Here is a 17,219-nt window from a genome sequence, read left to right as displayed (position 1 = left end):
GCGCCGTGCTCAGCCGATTGCCTTGTGTCGCCCGACGTCCGGCGCCGACAGCGCCGCCGTGATGTCCGACAGCGAGGCCAGCTTTTCAACCGGGCCGATGGCGGACAGCGTCGGAACTGTATCGAAAAACAGCCGTCCGGCAAGATCGGTCAGTCGCGAAGTCGTGATGCCTTCCAGCCTTTCCATCATTTCCGCATTCGGAATGATCCGGCCGTAGAGGATCATCTGGCGGGCGATCTGGCCGGCGCGGGCGGCCGGGCTTTCCTGGCCCATCAGAAGCTGGGCGCGGATCTGCGCGCGGGCGCGGTCGATTTCCTGCTGGTGGATCACTTCGGAGGACTTGCGCAGCTCGTCGATGATGACGGGGACCAGTTCCGGCAGGTCTTCACCGCCGGTCGCTGCGTGGATGCCGAATATGCCGGTATCGGAAAAGCCCCAGTGGAAGGCATAGACCGAATAGCAGAGGCCGCGATGCTCGCGCACTTCCTGGAACAGGCGCGATGACATGCCGCCGCCCAGAATATTGGCCAGAATCTGCGAACAGTAGAAGTCGCGCATGTGATACGCCTTGCCCTCGAAGCCGAGAAGCAGCTGCGTGTCCATGAGGTCGCGGGTTTCGCGCACGTCGCCACCGAGATAGCGCGCGGGCTCGAAGATCGGTGTGGTTGCGGGTTTCGTCGGCAGCAGCGAAAAGCGGTCCTCGACCTGCTTGACCAGCGTGTCGTGATCGACGGCGCCGGCTGCCACGATGAACATGCGGTCCGTCGTGTAATTGCGCGACAGATACCCGCGGATCTGGTCCGGCGTGAAGGATTTGACAGTTTCCGGCGTGCCGAGAATGGGCCGGCCGATCGTCTGGTCGCGATAGGCAACCTCGGAGAAGCGGTCGAACACCACATCGTCGGGCGTATCGTTCGCCGCGCCGATTTCCTGCAGGATGACGTGCTTTTCGCGTTCCAGCTCGTCCTCATCGAAGGCCGATTCGGTCAGGATATCGGCCAGGATGTCGATGGCGAGCGGCACATGGTCTTTAAGCACGCGGGCATAATAGGACGTGGTTTCGGTCGAGGTTGCGGCGTTGAGTTCGCCGCCGACATTCTCGATCTGCTCGGCAATGTCGCGCGCCGAGCGGCGCGCGGTGCCCTTGAAGGCCATGTGTTCGAGAAGATGGGCGATGCCGTGCTCGTCGCTCGTCTCGTTGCGGGCGCCGGATTTGATCCAGACACCGAGCGCCACGCTTTCCAGATGCGGCATGTTCTGGGTTACGACAGTCAACCCGGAGGCAAGCCGGGTGATTTCAACATTCATTGTCGGTCTTTCCGGCGCTGCAGCCTTTTAAGCCTTCGCCCGCGCATGCTGGCCGATATAGGTCTCGACCGCCTTAAGCTCGGGTTCCAACAGGTCGAAGCGCTCCTCCCTCGTCATCAAATCAGCGAGCCATGATGGGAGCGCCGGATGAATTCCGCAAGCGGATTCTACCGAGGCGGGGAACTTGGCCGGGTGGGCGGTGGCCAGCGTCACCATCGGGCTTGCGGGCTTTGCATATTTTGCCGCGACGAAAACGCCGGTCGCCGTATGCGGATCGAGAAGGTAACCGGTGGCGGACAAGGTCGCGCGGATCGTTTCAGCCACCTGCTTCTGCGTGGCGCGGCCGGCGCGGAAGTCGCGGCGGATCACCTTCAGCGCCTCGGCCTCGATCTCGAAGGCGCCGGACTGGCGAAGGCCGGACATGGCGGTGCGCACAGCCCCTGCATCGCGTCCATAGGCTTCAAACAGCAGGCGCTCGAAATTGGACGAGATCTGGATGTCCATGGAGGGCGAGGTCGTGGCCATCACCGGCTTCATCTCGTAGCGCCCGGTCCGCAGCGTGCGCGCCAGAATGTCGTTGTCATTGGTTGCAATCACCAGCCGGTCGATGGGAAGACCCATGCGCTTGGCCACATAGCCGGCAAAGATATCGCCGAAATTGCCGGTCGGCACCGTGAACGACACTTTCCGGTCCGGCGCGCCGAGCGAGACGGCGGTGGTGAAGAAATACACCACCTGCGCCATGATGCGTCCCCAGTTGATGGAGTTGACACCCGACAGTTTAACGCCTTCGCGGAAGGGGACGTCGTTGAACATCGCCTTCACCAGGTCCTGGCAATCGTCGAAATTGCCGTTCAGGGACAGTGCGTGGACATTGGCATGGCCGGACGTCGTCATCTGGCGCTGCTGCACTGCAGAGACCTTGCCATGCGGAAAGAGGATGAAGAGATCGGTGCGCTCGCGCCCGCCAAAGGCATCGATGGCAGCGCCACCGGTATCGCCCGAGGTTGCGCCGACAATGGTGGCGCGCTCATCCCGTTCGGCCAGCACATAGTCCATCAGCCGGGCGAGCAGCTGCATCGCCACGTCCTTGAAGGCAAGCGTCGTGCCGTGGAAAAGCTCGGCGACGAAATCATTCGGGCCGACTTGCACCAGCGGCACCACGGCGGGGTGCCGGAAGGTGGCATAGGCCTCGTCGATCATCTTGCGCAGGGCTTCACCGGGAATTTCCCCATCGACGAAGACGGACAGGATGGTGAAGGCCACGTGCTGGTAGGATTTGCCACGGAAGGCCCGGATATCTTTCTTCGACAGCTGCGGCCATTCGCGCGGCAGGTAAAGCCCGCCGTCGCGGGCAAGGCCCGCCAGAAGCGCATCGCGAAAACCGAGAGCGGGTGCATCGCCGCGAGTAGAAATATATTCCAAGATATCTGTCCCAGGGTGGCGTGTTCATCTGTCCGTGCCGGACGGCGGCGCAGGCTTTCGAAGGAGACGGCACAAGCGCACTCTCGTCTTCTGTCGCGAAGGGCTCACCTTGGCCAAATCCGGCCAGTCTCCCCCAAACAACGCGTCAGACAAAATTCGGCTGCAATCCCAATCGATTTTTCCGTGCGCCGCTGATATAGACCATCGAAATTGGCCGTGAAAGCCCGGAATGCCTATTCAGGGACGGTTGGGAAGAAAAGGGTTGCATTACGTGTCTGGCAAGTCATCGCTCAAGTTTGTCTCGGTTTCGCTTCTTGCAATTCTTGCCGGCTGCAATTCCTCCGGAACATCGGCCGGCCTTACGCCCGCCCAACCTGCCGCCGCTCCGGTCGCGCCTGTCGTGCAGGCCTATTGCCCGCCCGTCGTGCTGCGGGACGAAACGGCGGTGCGCAGTTCCTATACCGGCAATGCCAAGGAAGATCCGGACAAGCTGATCTACCGCGCCTCGCTTGCCGATGCGACCCGCGCCTGCACCGCAAACGAAGCCACCATGACGATCAATGTCGTGGCGCAGGGCCGCCTCATCCTCGGCCCGGCCGGGAAATCCGGCCGCGTGACGCTGCCGATCCTGGTGGAAGTGGTCGATGGCGACAATGTCATCTATTCGCAAAAGGTCAGCTATCCGGTGGATGTGCCAGCCGAAGGATCGACGCAGTTCATCTTCAACAAGGCCGATGTTTCCATCCCGAACACGGCCGCCAGCGGCGATGCCCGCTTCACCCGCGTCCGTCTCGGCTTCGACGACGGGTCCGTGGCAAAGCCGGCGCGCAAGAAGCGCTGATCCCGCAGCAGTTTCTCAGGCCAGCGGGCCTTCCCCCCGGTGATCATCGGGGGATTTTCCTTTGAGATTTTTTTACCCGGCGCGCAGTTTTCGCGCTGCGCGCCCGCTTGCCATCGGCAGAGTTTGAAAGGGCAGGGGCGGGCCTATCCCGCGCCGGCCTTCACCTGCGGCCCCGCGTGCCGTTCCTGAAATGTGACAGATACACTTGCATTGTCGATAATTTAAGCAAGCATTAACCCTTCAATTCTAGGTTCAACTGATCGGCGGGAGCGCTATGGCTTCACAGATCTGATCGGGGAGGCAGAATATGGCGGGCAGACGGGAACCGTTAAGGCCATGCCTGCGGCTTTCCACGGCGCTTGTGTCCGGTATTGCCCTGCTGCCGGGCGTCGATGCGCTGGCCCAATCGGCGCCGGCGCAGTGGACCGGCAATGCCGGAACCACATTTTCCGATGGCGGCAACTGGTCGACGGCCCCTCTGGCACCGGGACCCGGCGACGCGGCCGAGATTGCGAGCGGCGTTGCCATCGTCTCGCCGGATGCCGCCGTCGCAACCCTTGCGGTGAGCGGCGGCACACTTCGCGTTCAGGATCAGCTGACGGTCGGCAATGGCACGCTTTTGAGTGCCGGGCAGATCGAGGTTTTGGTCGGCGGAACCCTGTCTTCCGGCCTCACGGTCACGGGCGGGGTGCTCTCCGTCTCCGGCCTGCTGGGCGGCGATCTCGTCCTCATGGGCGGCAGCGCCGTCAATGACGGCACAATTTCCGGCGACACCACCGTTTCCAATGCACCTCTGACCAATAACGGCACGCTGGCCGGGCTCACCGTCGAGACCGGCGGCATCGTCATCAACAATGCGACCGGCACGATTACCGGCGATACGGTCGTGTCTGCCGGCAGCCTCACCAACAACGGTACGGCGGCAGATGTCAGCGTTTCCTCCGGCGCGATCTTCGTCAACAACAGCGGGGCAGTGGCGGGTGATCTTGCCAATGCCGGCACCGCCTCCAATGCCGGCACGCTCGCAAAGCTTGCCAATACGGGCGGCAGTTTCACCAACAATTCCGGGGGCGTGGTTACGGGCGCAACGCAGGTTTCCGGCGGCACCGTCACCAACAATGCCACGCTTGGCGCGGTCTCGGTCTATGCGGCGGGCATCTTCACCAACAATACCGGGGCGACAGCCGGCGCCGTGTCAAATGCCGGCACGGCCTCCAATGCCGGGACGATCGCGTCGCTGTCCAACACGGGTGGCGTCTTCACCAACAATGGCGGCGGCACGGTGACGGGCACGACCACGGTGCTTGGCGGCACGCTTACCAACAATGCAGGCCTTGCGAATGTCGCCGTCGTAGGCGATGGCCGCGTCGTCAACAATACCGGCGCCACAGCCGGTGCCGTCTCCAATGCCGGCAATTTTTCCAACGGCGGCACGGTTGCCTCGCTGACCAATACCGATGGCCTGTTTGAAAACAGCGGAACGATTACCGGATCAGCCAGCGTGTCGGGCGGCACGCTGGTCAATGACGGGACGGTTGCCGGCACGCTGTTCGTCTCGGGCACCGGCATGCTGTCAGGCACCGGCAGCGTCGGCCTTTTGTCTGTCGGGGCGGGCGGCATCCTTTCGCCGGGGCCGGGGCTTGCGACGCTATCCGTCACCGGCGACCTGACGCTCGGTGCGGGCTCAACCTATGCGGCCGATATTGCCTCCACCGGTGCCTCCGATCTGGTGACCGTCGGCGGGACGGCGCAGCTTTCCGGCGCGACCCTGCAGCTTGTCGCGGCAAGCCAGGTCTATCAGCCGGGCACCGGCTACACGGTTCTGACCGCCAATGCCATCTCGGGCCAGTTCTCCTCGGTCATTTCCGATTTTGCCTTTTTGTCGCCTCTCCTGACCTATGGCGCAACGCAGGTCAGCGTCGATCTCGACCGCAATGCCGTCTCGTTCGCGTCCCTTGCGCAAACGGCCAACGGGCGTGCGGCAGCGTCTGCGGCGGACGCGCTTTCTGCGACCGATCCGCTCTATCTGGCCGCCGTGTCGCTGTCGCGCTCCGAGGCTCCCGGCGCCTTCGAGCAGCTCGACGGCGATCTGCATGCCTCGCTCAAATCCACCCTTCTGGAAGACAGCCAGTTCCTGCGCGATCAACTGCTGGAGCGCATGCGCACCGATGAAGCGGGCAAGGATACGTTCTGGGCGGCCGTCTTCGGTGCAAGCACGCATATGGGAAGCGACGGCAATGCCGAGGAGGTGAAAAGCCGGCTCACCGGCGCGCTCATCGGCGCCGACGGGATCCTGTTCGACAATGACCGTTTTGACGGCGCCCGCGTCGGCGTCGTGGTCGGGGCAAGCCGCAAGACCGTCACCGAACCCGAAAGCGGCGATAGCGCCGATGTCGACAGCTACCATGCCGGGCTTTATGCCAGCACCTGGCTCGGTCCGATCACCGTCAGCGCCGGCGCGGCCTGGTCCGGCAATCGGGCCTCCGTCGACCGGCAGGTGAATTTCGGCTCCGTCTCGAACCATCTCACCAGCGATGATGACAGCGATACCGCGCAGGTATTTGCCGAAGTGTCGACGGATCTTCGCGCCGGCGACATGACCACCCTGCAGCCCTTTGCCAACCTCGCCCATGTGCGCCTCTACTCCGATGGTTTTGCGGAGGAGGGCGGCATTGCGGCGCTGACGGGCAGACGAAGCGAGGATGAGGCGACGCTGACGACACTTGGCATCCGCACCGCCACCACCTTTGCGATGGGGTCCGTGCCGGTGACGCTGACCGGCGAACTCGGCTGGCGCCATTCGATCGGCGATGTGTCGCCGGCAACCGAGGTCGGCTATGCCGGCGGCTCGTCGTTCAGCATCGAGGGCGTACCGCTTGCCCGCGATGCGGTGATCCTGAAGGCCGGGATCGAGGCGCAACTTGCCCCGGCCATCCGCCTCACGCTCAACTGGAACGGCCTTTTCTCCGACCATATGGTCAGCAATCGCGCGACCATCCTGCTCGCCGGCTCGTTCTGACCGCGGCTAGTGCCGTCAGGACGGGGTTGATCCCGCCGTTCCGGGCAGCTGTTAAACGACGACCCATTCGGCAAGAGCCGCAATCGTCGCCGGCAGGTCGCTCATGCGGGCAATGACGGTCTCGGCGCCGGCATCGGTCAGCCGGTCGGCATGGCTCGGATAGGTGTGCGAGGCACCGGTAAAGCCGATGACGCGGCAGCCGGCGGCAACCGCACCGTGGACGCCATGCACCGAATCCTCGATCACCACGGCGCGCTCCGGCGCAACGCCGAACACGCTGAGCGCATGCTGGAAAATATCGGGCTTAGGCTTCACCCGGTCGGGCCCGAGATCCTTGGCCGAAAACACGTTCGGCTCGAAATAGGGTTTCAGCCCCACCTTGGTCAGCATCATGTCCAGCCGCTGGCTTGAGGAATTGGAGCAGATGCAGCTTTGCGTCGTCAGCTTGGAGAGCGCGAATTTCACGCCCTCGATCACCTTCACGTCGCGGGCGAGGCGAGCGTCCAAGAGCTTTTCCGACTTGTCGATGAGGGTGGCCGAAAGCGGAATATCCGCTTCCTTTTCGATGGCCAGAAGAATGTTCTTCCAGGTCATGCCGGCAAAGCGCTCGCCCATTTCCTCGACGCTGATCGGGTAGCCGGCTTCCGTCAGCAGGCGCGATTCCACCTGCGCCGCAATGATTTCCGAATCGACCAGAACGCCGTCGCAGTCGAAGATGATGAGGTCGAAACCGCTCATGATGAAAAGCTCTTCTACGTGTTGCGGGCCGTAAGCCGGCCCTTTTGGGGAAAATGCCGCTAGCGCCTGACCTGCCACCTACACGAGGCAGGTGTTTTTCACAATCGCGGATCAGGCGTGACTTCAGCGATCAGGCCGCTTCAGCGTCCTTGACCGGAAACAGGGCAAGAAAACGGCTTTTGCCCTTCGCGGTGAACAGAATGGCGCGGCTGCCGGGCTGGCGTCTCGCAAGGCCCGTCTCAAGAAAATGCGCCAGAAGCGCCTTGCCAAGCGTCCCCGCCAGATGCGAGCGCCGTTCGCTCCAGTCGAGGCAGGCCTTGCAGAGCGGACGGCGCGGGGAGGCAAGCCCATCCACATCGATGCCCATGTCGCAGATGAAGGTTTTGCCCCGCGCAGTCAGCTCGAGAGCCTCGCCATCGGCTTCGATCGCGCCATGCTCAAACATGCTGTCGAGCATGCGCACGCCAAAATCCCCGGCCAGATGGTCGTAGCAGATGCGCGCCTGCCGCAGCGCCGGGTCCTTCGGGCCGGGGCGGTGGCGCAGATGCCCGCGGCTGGCGGCAAAGCCCATGATGGTTTCCAGAAGCGCTGCCGTTTCCGGGGCAAGCGCAAAATAGCGGTGGCGGCCCTGCTTGCGCTGGTTGAGGAGCCCGCCGTCCTCCAGCTTGGACAGGTGCGCGCTTGCCGTCGGCAGGCTCACGCCGGCCGCCTGCGCCAGCTCGCTTGCGGTCAGCGCCTCACCGCCCATCAGCACGGTCAGCATATTGGCGCGGGCGGGATCGCCGATCAGCGTTCCGATGCGGGCAATGTCTGGTCCTTCTTTCATGCTTCGATGGTAGACGAAGCATTGCCGTGGCGCAACGGGGCATGATGCACCATCTTCAACGGAGAGACATTCATGATCACCTGCTTCATCCGCTATGACATCGACCCCTTCAAGGGCGATGCCTTTGCCGCCTATGCGAAAGCCTGGGGGCAGGCCATTCCCCGCTGCGGCGCCGATCTCGTCGGCTATTTCGGCCCGCATGAGGGCTCTGCCACGACCGCCTACGGCGTCTATAATATCGATAGCCTCGCCGCCTATGAAGCCTATCGGGCGCGGTTGCGTGACGATCCGCTCGGTCGCGAAAACTATGAATTTGCGAGGCGCGAACGGTTCATCCTGAAGGAGGACCGGCTGTTCCTCAAAAACCTGTCGCTGCCGCACGGCCCGAAGGTTTCGGCATGATCGCCGTCATCTTCGAGGTGGTGCCCTATATGGGCGAACGCCACCGCTATCTCGATCTTGCCGGCGCGCTGCGCGTCGAGCTGGAACAGATCGACGGGTTTATTTCCATCGAGCGTTTCGAAAGCCTGACCCTGCGCGGCAAGATCCTGTCGCTCTCCTTCTGGCGCGATGAGGAGGCGGTGAAGGCTTGGCGCAATGTCGAGGCGCACCGGGCAGCCCAGCGCGAGGGGCGCGCAACCCTCTTTGCCGATTACCGCCTGCGCATCGGCCATGTGCTGCGCGACTATGGCATGTTCGAGCGGGGCGAGGCGCCGGGGGAGGGGGAGTAGAGGCTTTCAGGTCGGATCAAGTTGGCGCTGAATGGCGTCAATCGCCATGCGGAGCTTCGGCAATTCATCCTGGATCACGCCCCAGAGGATTGCATCGGACAGGCCGTAGTACTCGTGCCTTAAAAAGTTTCCGATGCCTCGAATCTTCGCCCATGGAATTTCCGGGCGAAGATTCTGGACCTCTTCCGGTATGCGACGGCTAGCCTCGGAAATGATTTCAATCGCCCGTTCCGACGCCAGTTTCAGCAAGATGTCGGATTGATAATCAGTAAGGGTCTTGCCGGCTACTGCGTCCTCGATGGCCGTCATGGCAAAACTTATATCGTACAGAAAATGATGAAGTTCTCTGACCATCAGAAAACGCGCTGAGCAGAAGCGACGATCCGGTCCTTTAAGACGGGATGCAGACTGTCGCGCGTCGTGACATCGACAGGCAATGACAGGCTTTCCTCGAGAAAGAGCTTGATGCCGACGAGATCCAGCGCATTGAAACGGGACTTCGGATCGTAATCAATGAACAGATCCAGGTCGCTCTCATCCCTGGCCTCGTCCCGCGCCACCGAGCCGAACAGGTACAGCGAGGTTGCACCGAGGGCCCGTATGGCCTCGGCCCGTTCGCGCAGCAATCGGATCGCATCCTGTTTCCTCATGCCGTTAACATAATCCGATCCCGGCATTGCCGCCATCCTGATTATTTCTGCGCTTTTGAGGTCTCCGCTTCAGGGTTTGGTAACCAAACTAGGTAACCATAACAGTCAGTAAACGTATCCGAGTAAGCGTACAGCGAGTATCAGATGGCAGCCGTTCTCCCGCTTGTAGACCTGAAGGCCGAAGTGCGTCCCGACGCCTGGCTCAACTCCATCATCAAGGGCGATTGCGTGGCCGCCCTGGATGCGCTTCCCGATCAGTCCGTCGACGTGATCTTTGCCGACCCACCCTACAATCTCCAGCTCGGCGGCATGCTGCACCGGCCCGACCAGTCGCTGGTCGATGCGGTCGATGACGAGTGGGATCAGTTCGAAAGTTTCCAGGCCTATGATGCCTTTACCCGCGCCTGGCTGCTCGCCTGCCGGCGCGTGCTGAAGCCGAACGGCACGATCTGGGTGATCGGCTCCTACCACAACATCTTCCGCGTCGGCTCCATGCTGCAGGACCTGCGCTTCTGGCTGTTGAACGACGTGGTGTGGCGCAAGACCAACCCCATGCCGAATTTCAAGGGCCGCCGCTTCCAGAACGCGCATGAAACGCTGATCTGGGCGAGCCGCGATGCCAAGGCCAAGGCCTATACCTTCAACTACGATGCGCTGAAGGCCTCCAATGACGACGTGCAGATGCGCTCCGACTGGCTGTTTCCCATCTGCAGCGGCCATGAGCGGCTAAAAGGCGATGACGGCAAGAAGGTGCACCCGACGCAGAAGCCGGAAGCGCTTCTCGCGCGCATCATCATGGCTTCCACCAAGCCCGGCGATATCATTCTCGATCCCTTCTTCGGATCGGGCACCACGGGCGCCGTTGCAAAGCGTCTCGGGCGCAATTTCGTCGGCATCGAGCGCGAGCAGGATTATATCGATGCAGCCGCCGAGCGCATTGCCGCCGTCGAGCCGCTTGGCAAGGTCGAACTCACGGTGCTCTCCGGCAAGAAGGCGGAAGTGCGGGTTGCCTTCAACACGCTGGTGGAAAGCGGCATGATCAAGCCCGGCCAGGTGCTGACGGATGCCAAACGCCGCGTCAGCGCCATCGTGCGGGCAGACGGCACGCTGGTCGCCGGCGGAGAGGCCGGCTCCATCCACCGTGTCGGCGCCAAGGTGCAGGGCTTTGATACCTGCAACGGCTGGACCTTCTGGCATTTCGAGGATCAGGGCGTGCTGAAGCCGATCGATGATCTTCGCGCCGTGGTGCGTGCCGGCATGGGCAAGCTCGGCTGAGTTTTTTTGGGGGTGCGGGCCTCCGAGTTGACCCTTGGCGTTCTGGGTTTACCCCCCTCTGCCTTGCCAGGCATCTCCCCCACATGGGGGGAGATCAGCAGAACGGCCGGTCTTCCGGTTGCCGTCTTGCCGAGGTGCGCCTTCGCCTGTTCGCATCCTGGTGATGCCGTTTAGGCAAAACAATGCCACCGGTTGCCCCATCCAATCTCCCCCCGTGTTGGGGGAGATGTCCGGCAGGACAGAGAGCAGCGAACAGGCAGAGCGCCTGTTGCTGCACCCACGTGAAGTCTCAAAAACCTGATTCGCTGCCTCGCCTTTGCCACATCCGGGGTATTGTCTGGTTCCGTCTCATCGCCGAAGACCTGATCCACCGCCTCCGACGATGATATTTTCATCCGGCTCCAGTCCCGGATGGCAGGACGCCCGCGCACGACACTGTGGCGGGCGTTTTTGTTGCCTGACATCTGAAGCGGGCAACACCGCCATATCCGCACGCTGAATTTTCGGTGCCGGACGCCCGTGAAGCTTGCAAAATACCTGCGTCTTGTCGTCTGCGCCCACAGATCTTGGAGGATAGTCGTCGCAGGCCTGTTTGCGAAAAGGCGCCTGTGCTAGCCTCGTTGAGGACGGAAACGGTTATAGTTCATCAATTTAGAAACATGACATGACGAGCGTAAAAGCAAGCAATGGCAAAATGCTGTATCTGGAGGCGCTGCGCGGTCTTGCCTCCATCATCGTGGTCTTCCACCACTTTTGCCTGGCATTCCTGCCCATCGCGCGGCAGAAATTTCCGGATGGTCTGAGGGGATCGCCGCTTTATTTTGTCATCAATGGCGGTGCCGCGGTCAATTTCTTCTTCGTCCTTTCCGGCTTTGTGCTGGTCTACAAATTCTTCCAGGCACCGAGCCGCACTTATCTCCTGGGCGCATCGCTCAAGCGGTTTCCCCGTCTGTTCCTGCCGGCAGCGGTCACGATCCTGTGCGGCTTTTTGCTGTTGGACAAGGGTCTGGTCTTTCATCGCGAAGCGGCAGCGATCACTGGATCGGAGTGGCTTGCGGCCTTCGCCTACGCCAACCTTCCGGCCGGACATCCGGTGGAAGCGCTTGATGCGGTCAGGCAGATGTTCCTGGTGTTCCTCTTGCCGAACAACTTCTATTTCAACAGCAATTTGTGGACGATGCGGCCCGAATATCTCGGGTCCCTCGCAGTCTTTGCCGCAGCGACGGTCGGGTTTCTATCGTCCCGCCACACGGCCTTGCTGGTGCTTGTCCTCTGCGCCGTCTGTTCGGCCCTGTTTGCCAGTTTTCTGCTTCCGTTTCTGGCCGGTGCCATCCTGGCCTATGTCCTTGCACGGTGGCCCCACCTGACGAAGCCGCGGCGGGAATACCCGAAAACCCTGCTCCTCATCGCCGCCGTCGGCATGAGTGTCAGCGACACGCCGATCCAGATCATCGTGTCGCTGGTCCTGATTTGCGGCTTCGTCGTCATGCCCACCATGGCAAGCCGGTTTGCCGGTCCGGTGGGGCGCGGTCTGGGGAAGATCTCCTTCCCCCTCTACCTCGTGCACACGCTGGTCATCCTCAGCCTGTCGAGCTACGCCTTTCTGATCGGCGGCGTTCCGCTTGCGGCCGTTGCCACGGTGGTCGGCAGCGCTCTGGCCATGCTGCCGCTTATCTACCTGGAAGCGTGGTGGGTCCCGTTGCTCAACAGGCTGACCGGAAAAATCCTGGCTCCGCCCGCCCGAAGCGCGGCGTAGATCCGGGTGCCTCACACCGAGATCCCAAACCCGGCCAGATCCGCGCGCAGCTTCTCGGCGCCGGAGAAATGCACCGCCTGCCAGCCGGCGGCCTTTGCGCCTTCGACATTGGCCGGTGCATCGTCGATGAACAGCGTGTGGGCCGGATCGAGGCCGAAATTGTTGGCGTGCATGTGGTAGATTTCCACATCCGGCTTGATCAGGAAGATTTCGCCCGAGACGGTGACGCCGCGCGGCGCGTTGAGAAACGGAAAGATGTGTCTGGCTTCGACAAAGGTGTCGGCGGCGAAATTGGTGAGCATCGTGACGTCACGGCCGTCGGCGATCAGTTTTTCCAGGATGGCGACGCTGCCGTCATAGGCGTGCGACACCATTTCCGGCCAGTGCTTTCGAAAGGCGCGGATATGCTCGGCGCGTTCGGGAAATTTCTGGATCAGTTCGGCTTCGGCCACCGCCCATTCGCGGCCCCGGTCCTGTTCCAGGTTCCACTCGTGGGTGCAGACGTTTTCAAAGAACCAGCGCCGCTCCTCGGCATCCGGAATGATCCGTCTGAAGGGAATGTTCGGATCGTAATGGATCAGCACCTTGCCGATGTCGAAAACGATGTGCTCGATGGACCTGGGCATCAAAAACTCCTTGGATCAAAAAACATCTCTGCGGGAAGTGGCGGCGGACGGGATCAGCCGCCGTCCCGTGCGAAAGCAAGCGGAATGGCCTGTGTGATCGCCTTTTTCATCACGGTCGGCAAGGCCTGGCTGTCGAGATCGGTTACCGCGTGCCACCATCCGTCCGTGGCGATCTCCGTTTCGGTGCGCGTGCGAAACACCGTCAGGCGCAGCTCGAAATGGGTAAACACATGCGTGACGACGCCGGCCATCTGCCAGTCGGCATCGAAGGGCGCATGGTCGGGCGTGGATCCGCCGTCGGCCCGTGCGGTCCAGGCGGTCGTCGGCACTTCCGTCATGCCGCCCAGCAGGCCGCTGTCGATGCGCCGGCGCAGGAGTATCCTGCCCTCTTGCGACACCGCCACGAAGGCCGCCCCCTGCCGCACCGGCTTTTCCTTCTTCGCCGCCTTCACCGGAAAGCGCTCCGGATCGTGCTCCTTCAGCGCCAGGCAGTCGCCGTTGAAGGGACAGAGCGCGCAGGCCGGGCGTTTGGGCGTGCAGATGGTGGCGCCGAGATCCATCATGGCTTGCGCAAAATCGCCGGGCCGCTCCTCGGGCGTCAGGGTGCGCACCTTTGCCTTCATGGCAGGCTTTGAGCCGGGCAGGGGATCGGAAATCGCGTAAAGCCTTGAGATCACGCGCTCCACATTGCCGTCCATCACGGCAGCGGGTCGATCGAACGCAATGGCGGCAACGGCGGCGGAGGTATAATCGCCGATGCCCGGCAGCGCCCGCAGACCCTCTTCCGTATCGGGAAAGATGCCGGCATGCCCGGCAGCCACTGCTTCGGCGCACTTCTTCAGGTTTCGCGCCCGCGCATAATAGCCAAGCCCCGCCCAGGCGGCCATCACGTCCTCCACCGGGGCGGCCGCCAGATCCTTGACGGTTGGCCACAGCGACAGGAATTTCAGAAAATAAGGCTTGACCGCCTGCACCGTTGTCTGTTGGAGCATCACTTCCGATAGCCAGATGTGGTAGGGGTCGGCTCGCTCGCCACGTGCCTGCCGGAGCGGCGAGACGCGCCAGGGCAGGTCGCGGTGGTGGCGGTCGTACCAGGCAAGCAGCGCGGCTGTGAGGCTTGGGTAAGGTGAAACGGGCATGGAATCCGATATAGGGTTCGAGCGATCGGTTGATCGAGCCCCAGAGATAAAGCGCGGTGACGTTGAAGCCAATGGCGACAGAGACACAATTGCCGGTCCTCCTCATCAACATCGAGCGGGCGGCAGCGAGACGCCGGTTGATCGAGAGCCAGGCTCAGGAACTCGGTATCCGCCTTGTGGCCGTTGCCGGTGTCGATGGCGCAGCGGTGCCGCAGGAGGCATGGCAGGATGTCGACCTCGATCTCTTCCGCCGCCGCAATGGACGTCCGATGATGCCCGGCGAATACGGCTGCTATCGCAGCCACCTCAACGCGCTGGCGCATCTGGTCGAGAGCGGGCAGGAGGCTGCCATCATCATCGAGGATGATGTGGCGCTGTCGCAGGATCTCATGCAGCGGGCCGCGGCCATCCGCGATGTCGTGCCCGGGGATGCGGTGGTCAAGCTGGTCAACCACCGGATCGTTGCCTTTCGCGAGACTGCGGTAAGCGCGCTGGGCGATCCTGTCGGGCGCTGCCTGTTCGGCCCGCAGGGCTCTGCCGCCTGCTATCTGGTCACCCGCGGCGCGGCGCAAAGGCTTCTTGCCCGCCTGTTGCCGATGTCGCTGCCGTTCGACATGGCGCTGGAGCGGGTCTGGAGCCATCAGGTGCCGGTGCTTTCGGCCAAGGACAATCTTCTGTCGTTCGGCAGCATGCGCCAGGATACGATGATTGCCCACCGGGTCGATTATCGCCAGCACAAGCTCCGCGGATGGCAGAAGATGCCGACGCATCTGTTTCGCACCGGCGAGGCCTGGGCGCGGGCGCGGGCGGGGTTTTTCGCGTGAGATTGCTCGACATGATCGAAGCTGGCGCTAGTTTGTCAGAAGTGCGCCCCTGTTTGTGCGGGGGTGCCCCAAGGAGACTGCATTGCCGATGATGCCTTTGTCACCGCACATGTGCGAGGAGCGGTGATGCCGACCTTCAAGCAGATCCTGCTCTATCGCCGGCGCATCGACGGCTGGCTGGTAACGGCGGCCGCGGCGACCTTCCCCTTGTATGTCTCGGTTGCTGTGGTCGTTGCCTGCCTGTTTGGTGGGGCAGGTCTTTACGTGGTACTGTCCAGCCGCTCCCGGCTGCGGCGCCACCTGTGGTCGTGGAATGGCCTTATCTCGGTCTATGCCCTGTTCTCGGTTGCATTGATCGCCTGGCGGGGAGAGTTCGAGACCGGGAACCGGCAGCTCGGTTTCATGCTTCTGCTGCTTGCCCTCTCCTTCATCACGCCGGGGCTTTGTCTCGTGCAACGGCCGCTGAGGCATATCGTGCTGGGCGCGCGGATCGGCATCTGTTGCGCCGTTCTTCTTGCTCTTTTTGCCGCCATCCAGGCGGGCAGCCTTGCCGAGCGCTACGACGGCCACGGCAATGCTGCGATTGTTGCCTTCCTTATCGCGCTGGCCGCGGCAATCGGAACCATCCGGCTGAAGGCGCCGCCGCGGTTCCTGCCGAACGGCTTGATGTACCTGCTGCTGGCGTGCTTTCCCATATTCCTGACGCAGACACGCGCGGTTCTCATTGTGATGCCTGTGCTGTGCCTCGTCGAATTCCTGATGTGCAGCCTCGACTGGCGGCCGCGGTTGCGCAACCGCGCCTATGTCGCGGCCGCAATCGGTATCGTTCTTATGCTTCTGCTGCCGCCGGTGCAGACCATGCTGATGGAGCGCTTCGTCAACGTCTACGAGTATTATGTCGCGGGCGCGCCCGATCCGGACATGAAATCGGGCGATATCCGGCTTGTCATGTGGCAGTCGGCGGTGGCTGTCATCCGGCAGCATCTCCTGACCGGTGTCGGCCTGATGGACATGTTCACCGAGATGAAGGCGGTGGCCGGTCCGGCGTCGCCCATGCTGGACGGGTTCAAGCATCCGCATAATGTCGTGCTGCAGGAATTGCTGGCAAACGGTGTGCTGGGCCTCTGCTTCATGCTTGCCATCTTGGTCGGACATCTGCGGGCGGTGATCGCAAGCGGTCTCGACGACAGCACCAAGCGGGGCGTGCTCTATGTCGCTTTCACGGTCGCAGCCTTCGGCATGCTGCATGATCCCTTCTATCACGAGCTCTGCATGTCGACGATCATGCTGTTCAGTTGCTCGACCATGGCGCAGGTTCAACGCCTGCGGCTCTTGACGCCGCAGGCGCAAAAACGCAAGCATCCCGCATGAGCAGACGCCCGATACCCCAGCAGATCGCCGAAATCGCCAATGGCCTGATGGACCCGGTGCTGGCGCGGCGCGCCGGCATTTCGACGGCCCTTCTCGGCTCCTGGGACGAGATTGCCGGCGAGGAGTTTGCCGATTGCACGCGGCCTGAAAAGATCGCCTGGCCGCGCCGCGACGGGGCGGAGGAGGCGGGGTATCAGGCCGGCGTGCTCACCATTGCCTGCGAGGGGGCGCGTGCGCTGTTTCTCTCCCATGCACAGGGCGAACTCATCGAGCGCATCAACGGCTTTTTCGGCTTTCCTGCCATCCGCCAGGTACGCATCGTGCAAAAGCCGGTGAGTGTGGCGGCCCGCCATCGCCGCGCGCCGCAACCGCTGAAGGGCGATGCGGCAAAGCGCCTGTCCGACATGATGGACGGCATCGAGAACGAGGCGCTGCGCCGCGCCGTCACCCGGTTGGGCACCGCCGTTCTGCAGCCGGCGGCCCGCAAGCGGTGACCGGAGCCACCCGCCGCACTGCTCTTTCCCGCCCCCGCGCAAGCGGCGGCGGGCTTTTCAGGAGGCCTCAGGTTTCTTGCATCCATCGCCACTCTGTCACAATTGTTTGAGAAGAGTGGCCTTGGTTGTGCTTGTCGCCGTCTTTGCGGCGCGGTACGGAATTCGTCAGATGTCAGCATTTCATTGAACAATAGGT

17 protein-coding genes are annotated in these 17,219 nt (G+C 62.5%); 9 read left to right on the top strand and 8 right to left on the bottom strand.

Going from position 1 to position 17,219, the window contains the following annotated elements; all coding sequences use genetic code 11:
- Window positions 1–9: 9 nt before the first annotated feature.
- Together ACEXP3_RS02730 and thrC are read right to left on the bottom strand one after the other, a co-directional pair.
- Window positions 10–1,308, bottom strand: a complete 1,299-nt coding sequence (locus ACEXP3_RS02730) for a M16 family metallopeptidase (RefSeq protein WP_210103267.1) — start codon at window positions 1,306–1,308, stop codon at window positions 10–12.
- Between the two features lie 27 nt (window positions 1,309–1,335).
- Window positions 1,336–2,733, bottom strand: coding sequence for a threonine synthase (thrC, locus tag ACEXP3_RS02725; protein WP_377295865.1), 1,398 nt, complete (start codon window positions 2,731–2,733; stop codon window positions 1,336–1,338).
- 271 nt (window positions 2,734–3,004) lie between these two features.
- On the opposite strand from thrC, the gene ACEXP3_RS02720 reads away from it, so the two are divergent.
- Both ACEXP3_RS02720 and ACEXP3_RS02715 read left to right on the top strand, forming a co-directional pair.
- Window positions 3,005–3,574 (top strand): PilZ domain-containing protein, encoded by a 570-nt coding sequence (locus ACEXP3_RS02720; RefSeq protein WP_377295864.1) that lies wholly within the window; start codon window positions 3,005–3,007, stop codon window positions 3,572–3,574.
- Between the two features lie 307 nt (window positions 3,575–3,881).
- The gene (locus ACEXP3_RS02715) at window positions 3,882–6,593 is read left to right on the top strand and encodes an autotransporter outer membrane beta-barrel domain-containing protein (RefSeq protein WP_377295863.1); all 2,712 of its coding nucleotides are present in this window, start codon (window positions 3,882–3,884) and stop codon (window positions 6,591–6,593) included.
- Window positions 6,594–6,644: 51 nt separating this feature from the next.
- Here ACEXP3_RS02715 and ACEXP3_RS02710 read toward each other — a convergent pair whose 3' ends face one another.
- Together ACEXP3_RS02710 and ACEXP3_RS02705 are read right to left on the bottom strand one after the other, a co-directional pair.
- Entirely contained in the window at window positions 6,645–7,331 is a 687-nt protein-coding gene (locus ACEXP3_RS02710; protein ID WP_210103263.1) for an HAD family hydrolase, read from the bottom strand.
- Window positions 7,332–7,461: 130 nt separating this feature from the next.
- Window positions 7,462–8,157 (bottom strand): ArsR/SmtB family transcription factor, encoded by a 696-nt coding sequence (locus ACEXP3_RS02705; protein ID WP_377295862.1) that lies wholly within the window; start codon window positions 8,155–8,157, stop codon window positions 7,462–7,464.
- Window positions 8,158–8,229: 72 nt separating this feature from the next.
- Between ACEXP3_RS02705 and ACEXP3_RS02700 the strand changes: the two genes are divergently transcribed.
- Together ACEXP3_RS02700 and ACEXP3_RS02695 are read left to right on the top strand one after the other, a co-directional pair.
- Window positions 8,230–8,559 carry an NIPSNAP family protein gene (locus tag ACEXP3_RS02700; RefSeq protein WP_377295861.1) on the top strand — a complete coding sequence of 110 codons (330 nt, stop codon included), beginning with the start codon at window positions 8,230–8,232 and terminating at the stop codon, window positions 8,557–8,559.
- Window positions 8,556–8,888 carry an antibiotic biosynthesis monooxygenase family protein gene (locus ACEXP3_RS02695; RefSeq protein WP_377295860.1) on the top strand — a complete coding sequence of 111 codons (333 nt, stop codon included), beginning with the start codon at window positions 8,556–8,558 and terminating at the stop codon, window positions 8,886–8,888. The genes ACEXP3_RS02700 and ACEXP3_RS02695 overlap by 4 nt, the downstream gene beginning before the upstream one ends.
- Window positions 8,889–8,894: 6 nt before the next feature.
- Here the strand turns inward: ACEXP3_RS02695 and ACEXP3_RS02690 are convergent, their stop codons facing one another.
- On the bottom strand, window positions 8,895–9,197 hold the full coding sequence (locus ACEXP3_RS02690; RefSeq protein WP_377295859.1) for a HepT-like ribonuclease domain-containing protein: 303 nt from the start codon (window positions 9,195–9,197) through the stop codon (window positions 8,895–8,897).
- Between the two features lie 44 nt (window positions 9,198–9,241).
- Window positions 9,242–9,538 carry a nucleotidyltransferase family protein gene (locus tag ACEXP3_RS02685; RefSeq protein ID WP_377296069.1) on the bottom strand — a complete coding sequence of 99 codons (297 nt, stop codon included), beginning with the start codon at window positions 9,536–9,538 and terminating at the stop codon, window positions 9,242–9,244.
- A 144-nt stretch (window positions 9,539–9,682) separates the two neighbouring features.
- Between ACEXP3_RS02685 and ACEXP3_RS02680 the strand changes: the two genes are divergently transcribed.
- Together ACEXP3_RS02680 and ACEXP3_RS02675 are read left to right on the top strand one after the other, a co-directional pair.
- Window positions 9,683–10,813, top strand: coding sequence for a site-specific DNA-methyltransferase (locus tag ACEXP3_RS02680; protein WP_377295858.1), 1,131 nt, complete (start codon window positions 9,683–9,685; stop codon window positions 10,811–10,813).
- A gap of 664 nt (window positions 10,814–11,477) precedes the next feature.
- A complete protein-coding gene (locus ACEXP3_RS02675; protein ID WP_377295857.1) occupies window positions 11,478–12,569 on the top strand; it encodes an acyltransferase family protein in 1,092 nt (363 codons plus the stop codon).
- Window positions 12,570–12,580: 11 nt separating this feature from the next.
- Here the strand turns inward: ACEXP3_RS02675 and ACEXP3_RS02670 are convergent, their stop codons facing one another.
- Together ACEXP3_RS02670 and mutY are read right to left on the bottom strand one after the other, a co-directional pair.
- On the bottom strand, window positions 12,581–13,195 hold the full coding sequence (locus tag ACEXP3_RS02670; protein WP_377295856.1) for an HAD family hydrolase: 615 nt from the start codon (window positions 13,193–13,195) through the stop codon (window positions 12,581–12,583).
- Between the two features lie 53 nt (window positions 13,196–13,248).
- Window positions 13,249–14,334: an A/G-specific adenine glycosylase gene (mutY, locus tag ACEXP3_RS02665; RefSeq protein WP_377295855.1), complete on the bottom strand. Its 1,086-nt coding sequence runs from the start codon at window positions 14,332–14,334 to the stop codon at window positions 13,249–13,251.
- A gap of 71 nt (window positions 14,335–14,405) precedes the next feature.
- Here mutY and ACEXP3_RS02660 point away from each other — a divergent pair, with 71 nt between their 5' ends.
- The 3 genes from ACEXP3_RS02660 to ACEXP3_RS02650 all read left to right on the top strand — a co-directional run bounded on the left by ACEXP3_RS02660 (window position 14,406) and on the right by ACEXP3_RS02650 (window position 17,023).
- Window positions 14,406–15,158, top strand: a complete 753-nt coding sequence (locus tag ACEXP3_RS02660) for a glycosyltransferase family 25 protein (RefSeq protein WP_377295854.1) — start codon at window positions 14,406–14,408, stop codon at window positions 15,156–15,158.
- Between the two features lie 126 nt (window positions 15,159–15,284).
- Window positions 15,285–16,529, top strand: coding sequence for an O-antigen ligase family protein (locus tag ACEXP3_RS02655; protein WP_377295853.1), 1,245 nt, complete (start codon window positions 15,285–15,287; stop codon window positions 16,527–16,529).
- Window positions 16,526–17,023: a DUF721 domain-containing protein gene (locus tag ACEXP3_RS02650; RefSeq protein ID WP_210103252.1), complete on the top strand. Its 498-nt coding sequence runs from the start codon at window positions 16,526–16,528 to the stop codon at window positions 17,021–17,023. The genes ACEXP3_RS02655 and ACEXP3_RS02650 overlap by 4 nt, the downstream gene beginning before the upstream one ends.
- Window positions 17,024–17,219: the final 196 nt, after the last annotated feature.

It is taken from the genome of Neorhizobium fuzhouense, from assembly GCF_042611105.1.
Classification (GTDB): Bacteria; Pseudomonadota; Alphaproteobacteria; order Rhizobiales; family Rhizobiaceae; genus Neorhizobium; species Neorhizobium galegae_A.
The sequence above is the reverse complement of the archived record's forward strand: the minus strand, read 5'-3'. Positions and strand labels throughout refer to the sequence as shown.

Bases quoted from the DNA above. Each gene is read 5' to 3' on its own strand.
- ACEXP3_RS02655 (WP_377295853.1), top strand. From the start codon at position 15,285: ATGCCGACCTTCAAGCAGATCCTGCTCTATCGCCGGCGCATCGACGGC.
- ACEXP3_RS02670 (WP_377295856.1), bottom strand. From the start codon at position 13,195: ATGCCCAGGTCCATCGAGCACATCGTTTTCGACATCGGCAAGGTGCTG.
- mutY (WP_377295855.1), bottom strand. From the start codon at position 14,334: ATGCCCGTTTCACCTTACCCAAGCCTCACAGCCGCGCTGCTTGCCTGG.
- ACEXP3_RS02695 (WP_377295860.1), top strand. From the start codon at position 8,556: ATGATCGCCGTCATCTTCGAGGTGGTGCCCTATATGGGCGAACGCCAC.
- ACEXP3_RS02710 (WP_210103263.1), bottom strand. From the start codon at position 7,331: ATGAGCGGTTTCGACCTCATCATCTTCGACTGCGACGGCGTTCTGGTC.
- ACEXP3_RS02650 (WP_210103252.1), top strand. From the start codon at position 16,526: ATGAGCAGACGCCCGATACCCCAGCAGATCGCCGAAATCGCCAATGGC.
- ACEXP3_RS02675 (WP_377295857.1), top strand. From the start codon at position 11,478: ATGACGAGCGTAAAAGCAAGCAATGGCAAAATGCTGTATCTGGAGGCG.
- ACEXP3_RS02700 (WP_377295861.1), top strand. From the start codon at position 8,230: ATGATCACCTGCTTCATCCGCTATGACATCGACCCCTTCAAGGGCGAT.
- ACEXP3_RS02715 (WP_377295863.1), top strand. From the start codon at position 3,882: ATGGCGGGCAGACGGGAACCGTTAAGGCCATGCCTGCGGCTTTCCACG.
- ACEXP3_RS02690 (WP_377295859.1), bottom strand. From the start codon at position 9,197: ATGACGGCCATCGAGGACGCAGTAGCCGGCAAGACCCTTACTGATTAT.
- ACEXP3_RS02680 (WP_377295858.1), top strand. From the start codon at position 9,683: ATGGCAGCCGTTCTCCCGCTTGTAGACCTGAAGGCCGAAGTGCGTCCC.
- ACEXP3_RS02660 (WP_377295854.1), top strand. From the start codon at position 14,406: ATGGCGACAGAGACACAATTGCCGGTCCTCCTCATCAACATCGAGCGG.
- ACEXP3_RS02685 (WP_377296069.1), bottom strand. From the start codon at position 9,538: ATGAGGAAACAGGATGCGATCCGATTGCTGCGCGAACGGGCCGAGGCC.
- ACEXP3_RS02730 (WP_210103267.1), bottom strand. From the start codon at position 1,308: ATGAATGTTGAAATCACCCGGCTTGCCTCCGGGTTGACTGTCGTAACC.
- ACEXP3_RS02705 (WP_377295862.1), bottom strand. From the start codon at position 8,157: ATGAAAGAAGGACCAGACATTGCCCGCATCGGAACGCTGATCGGCGAT.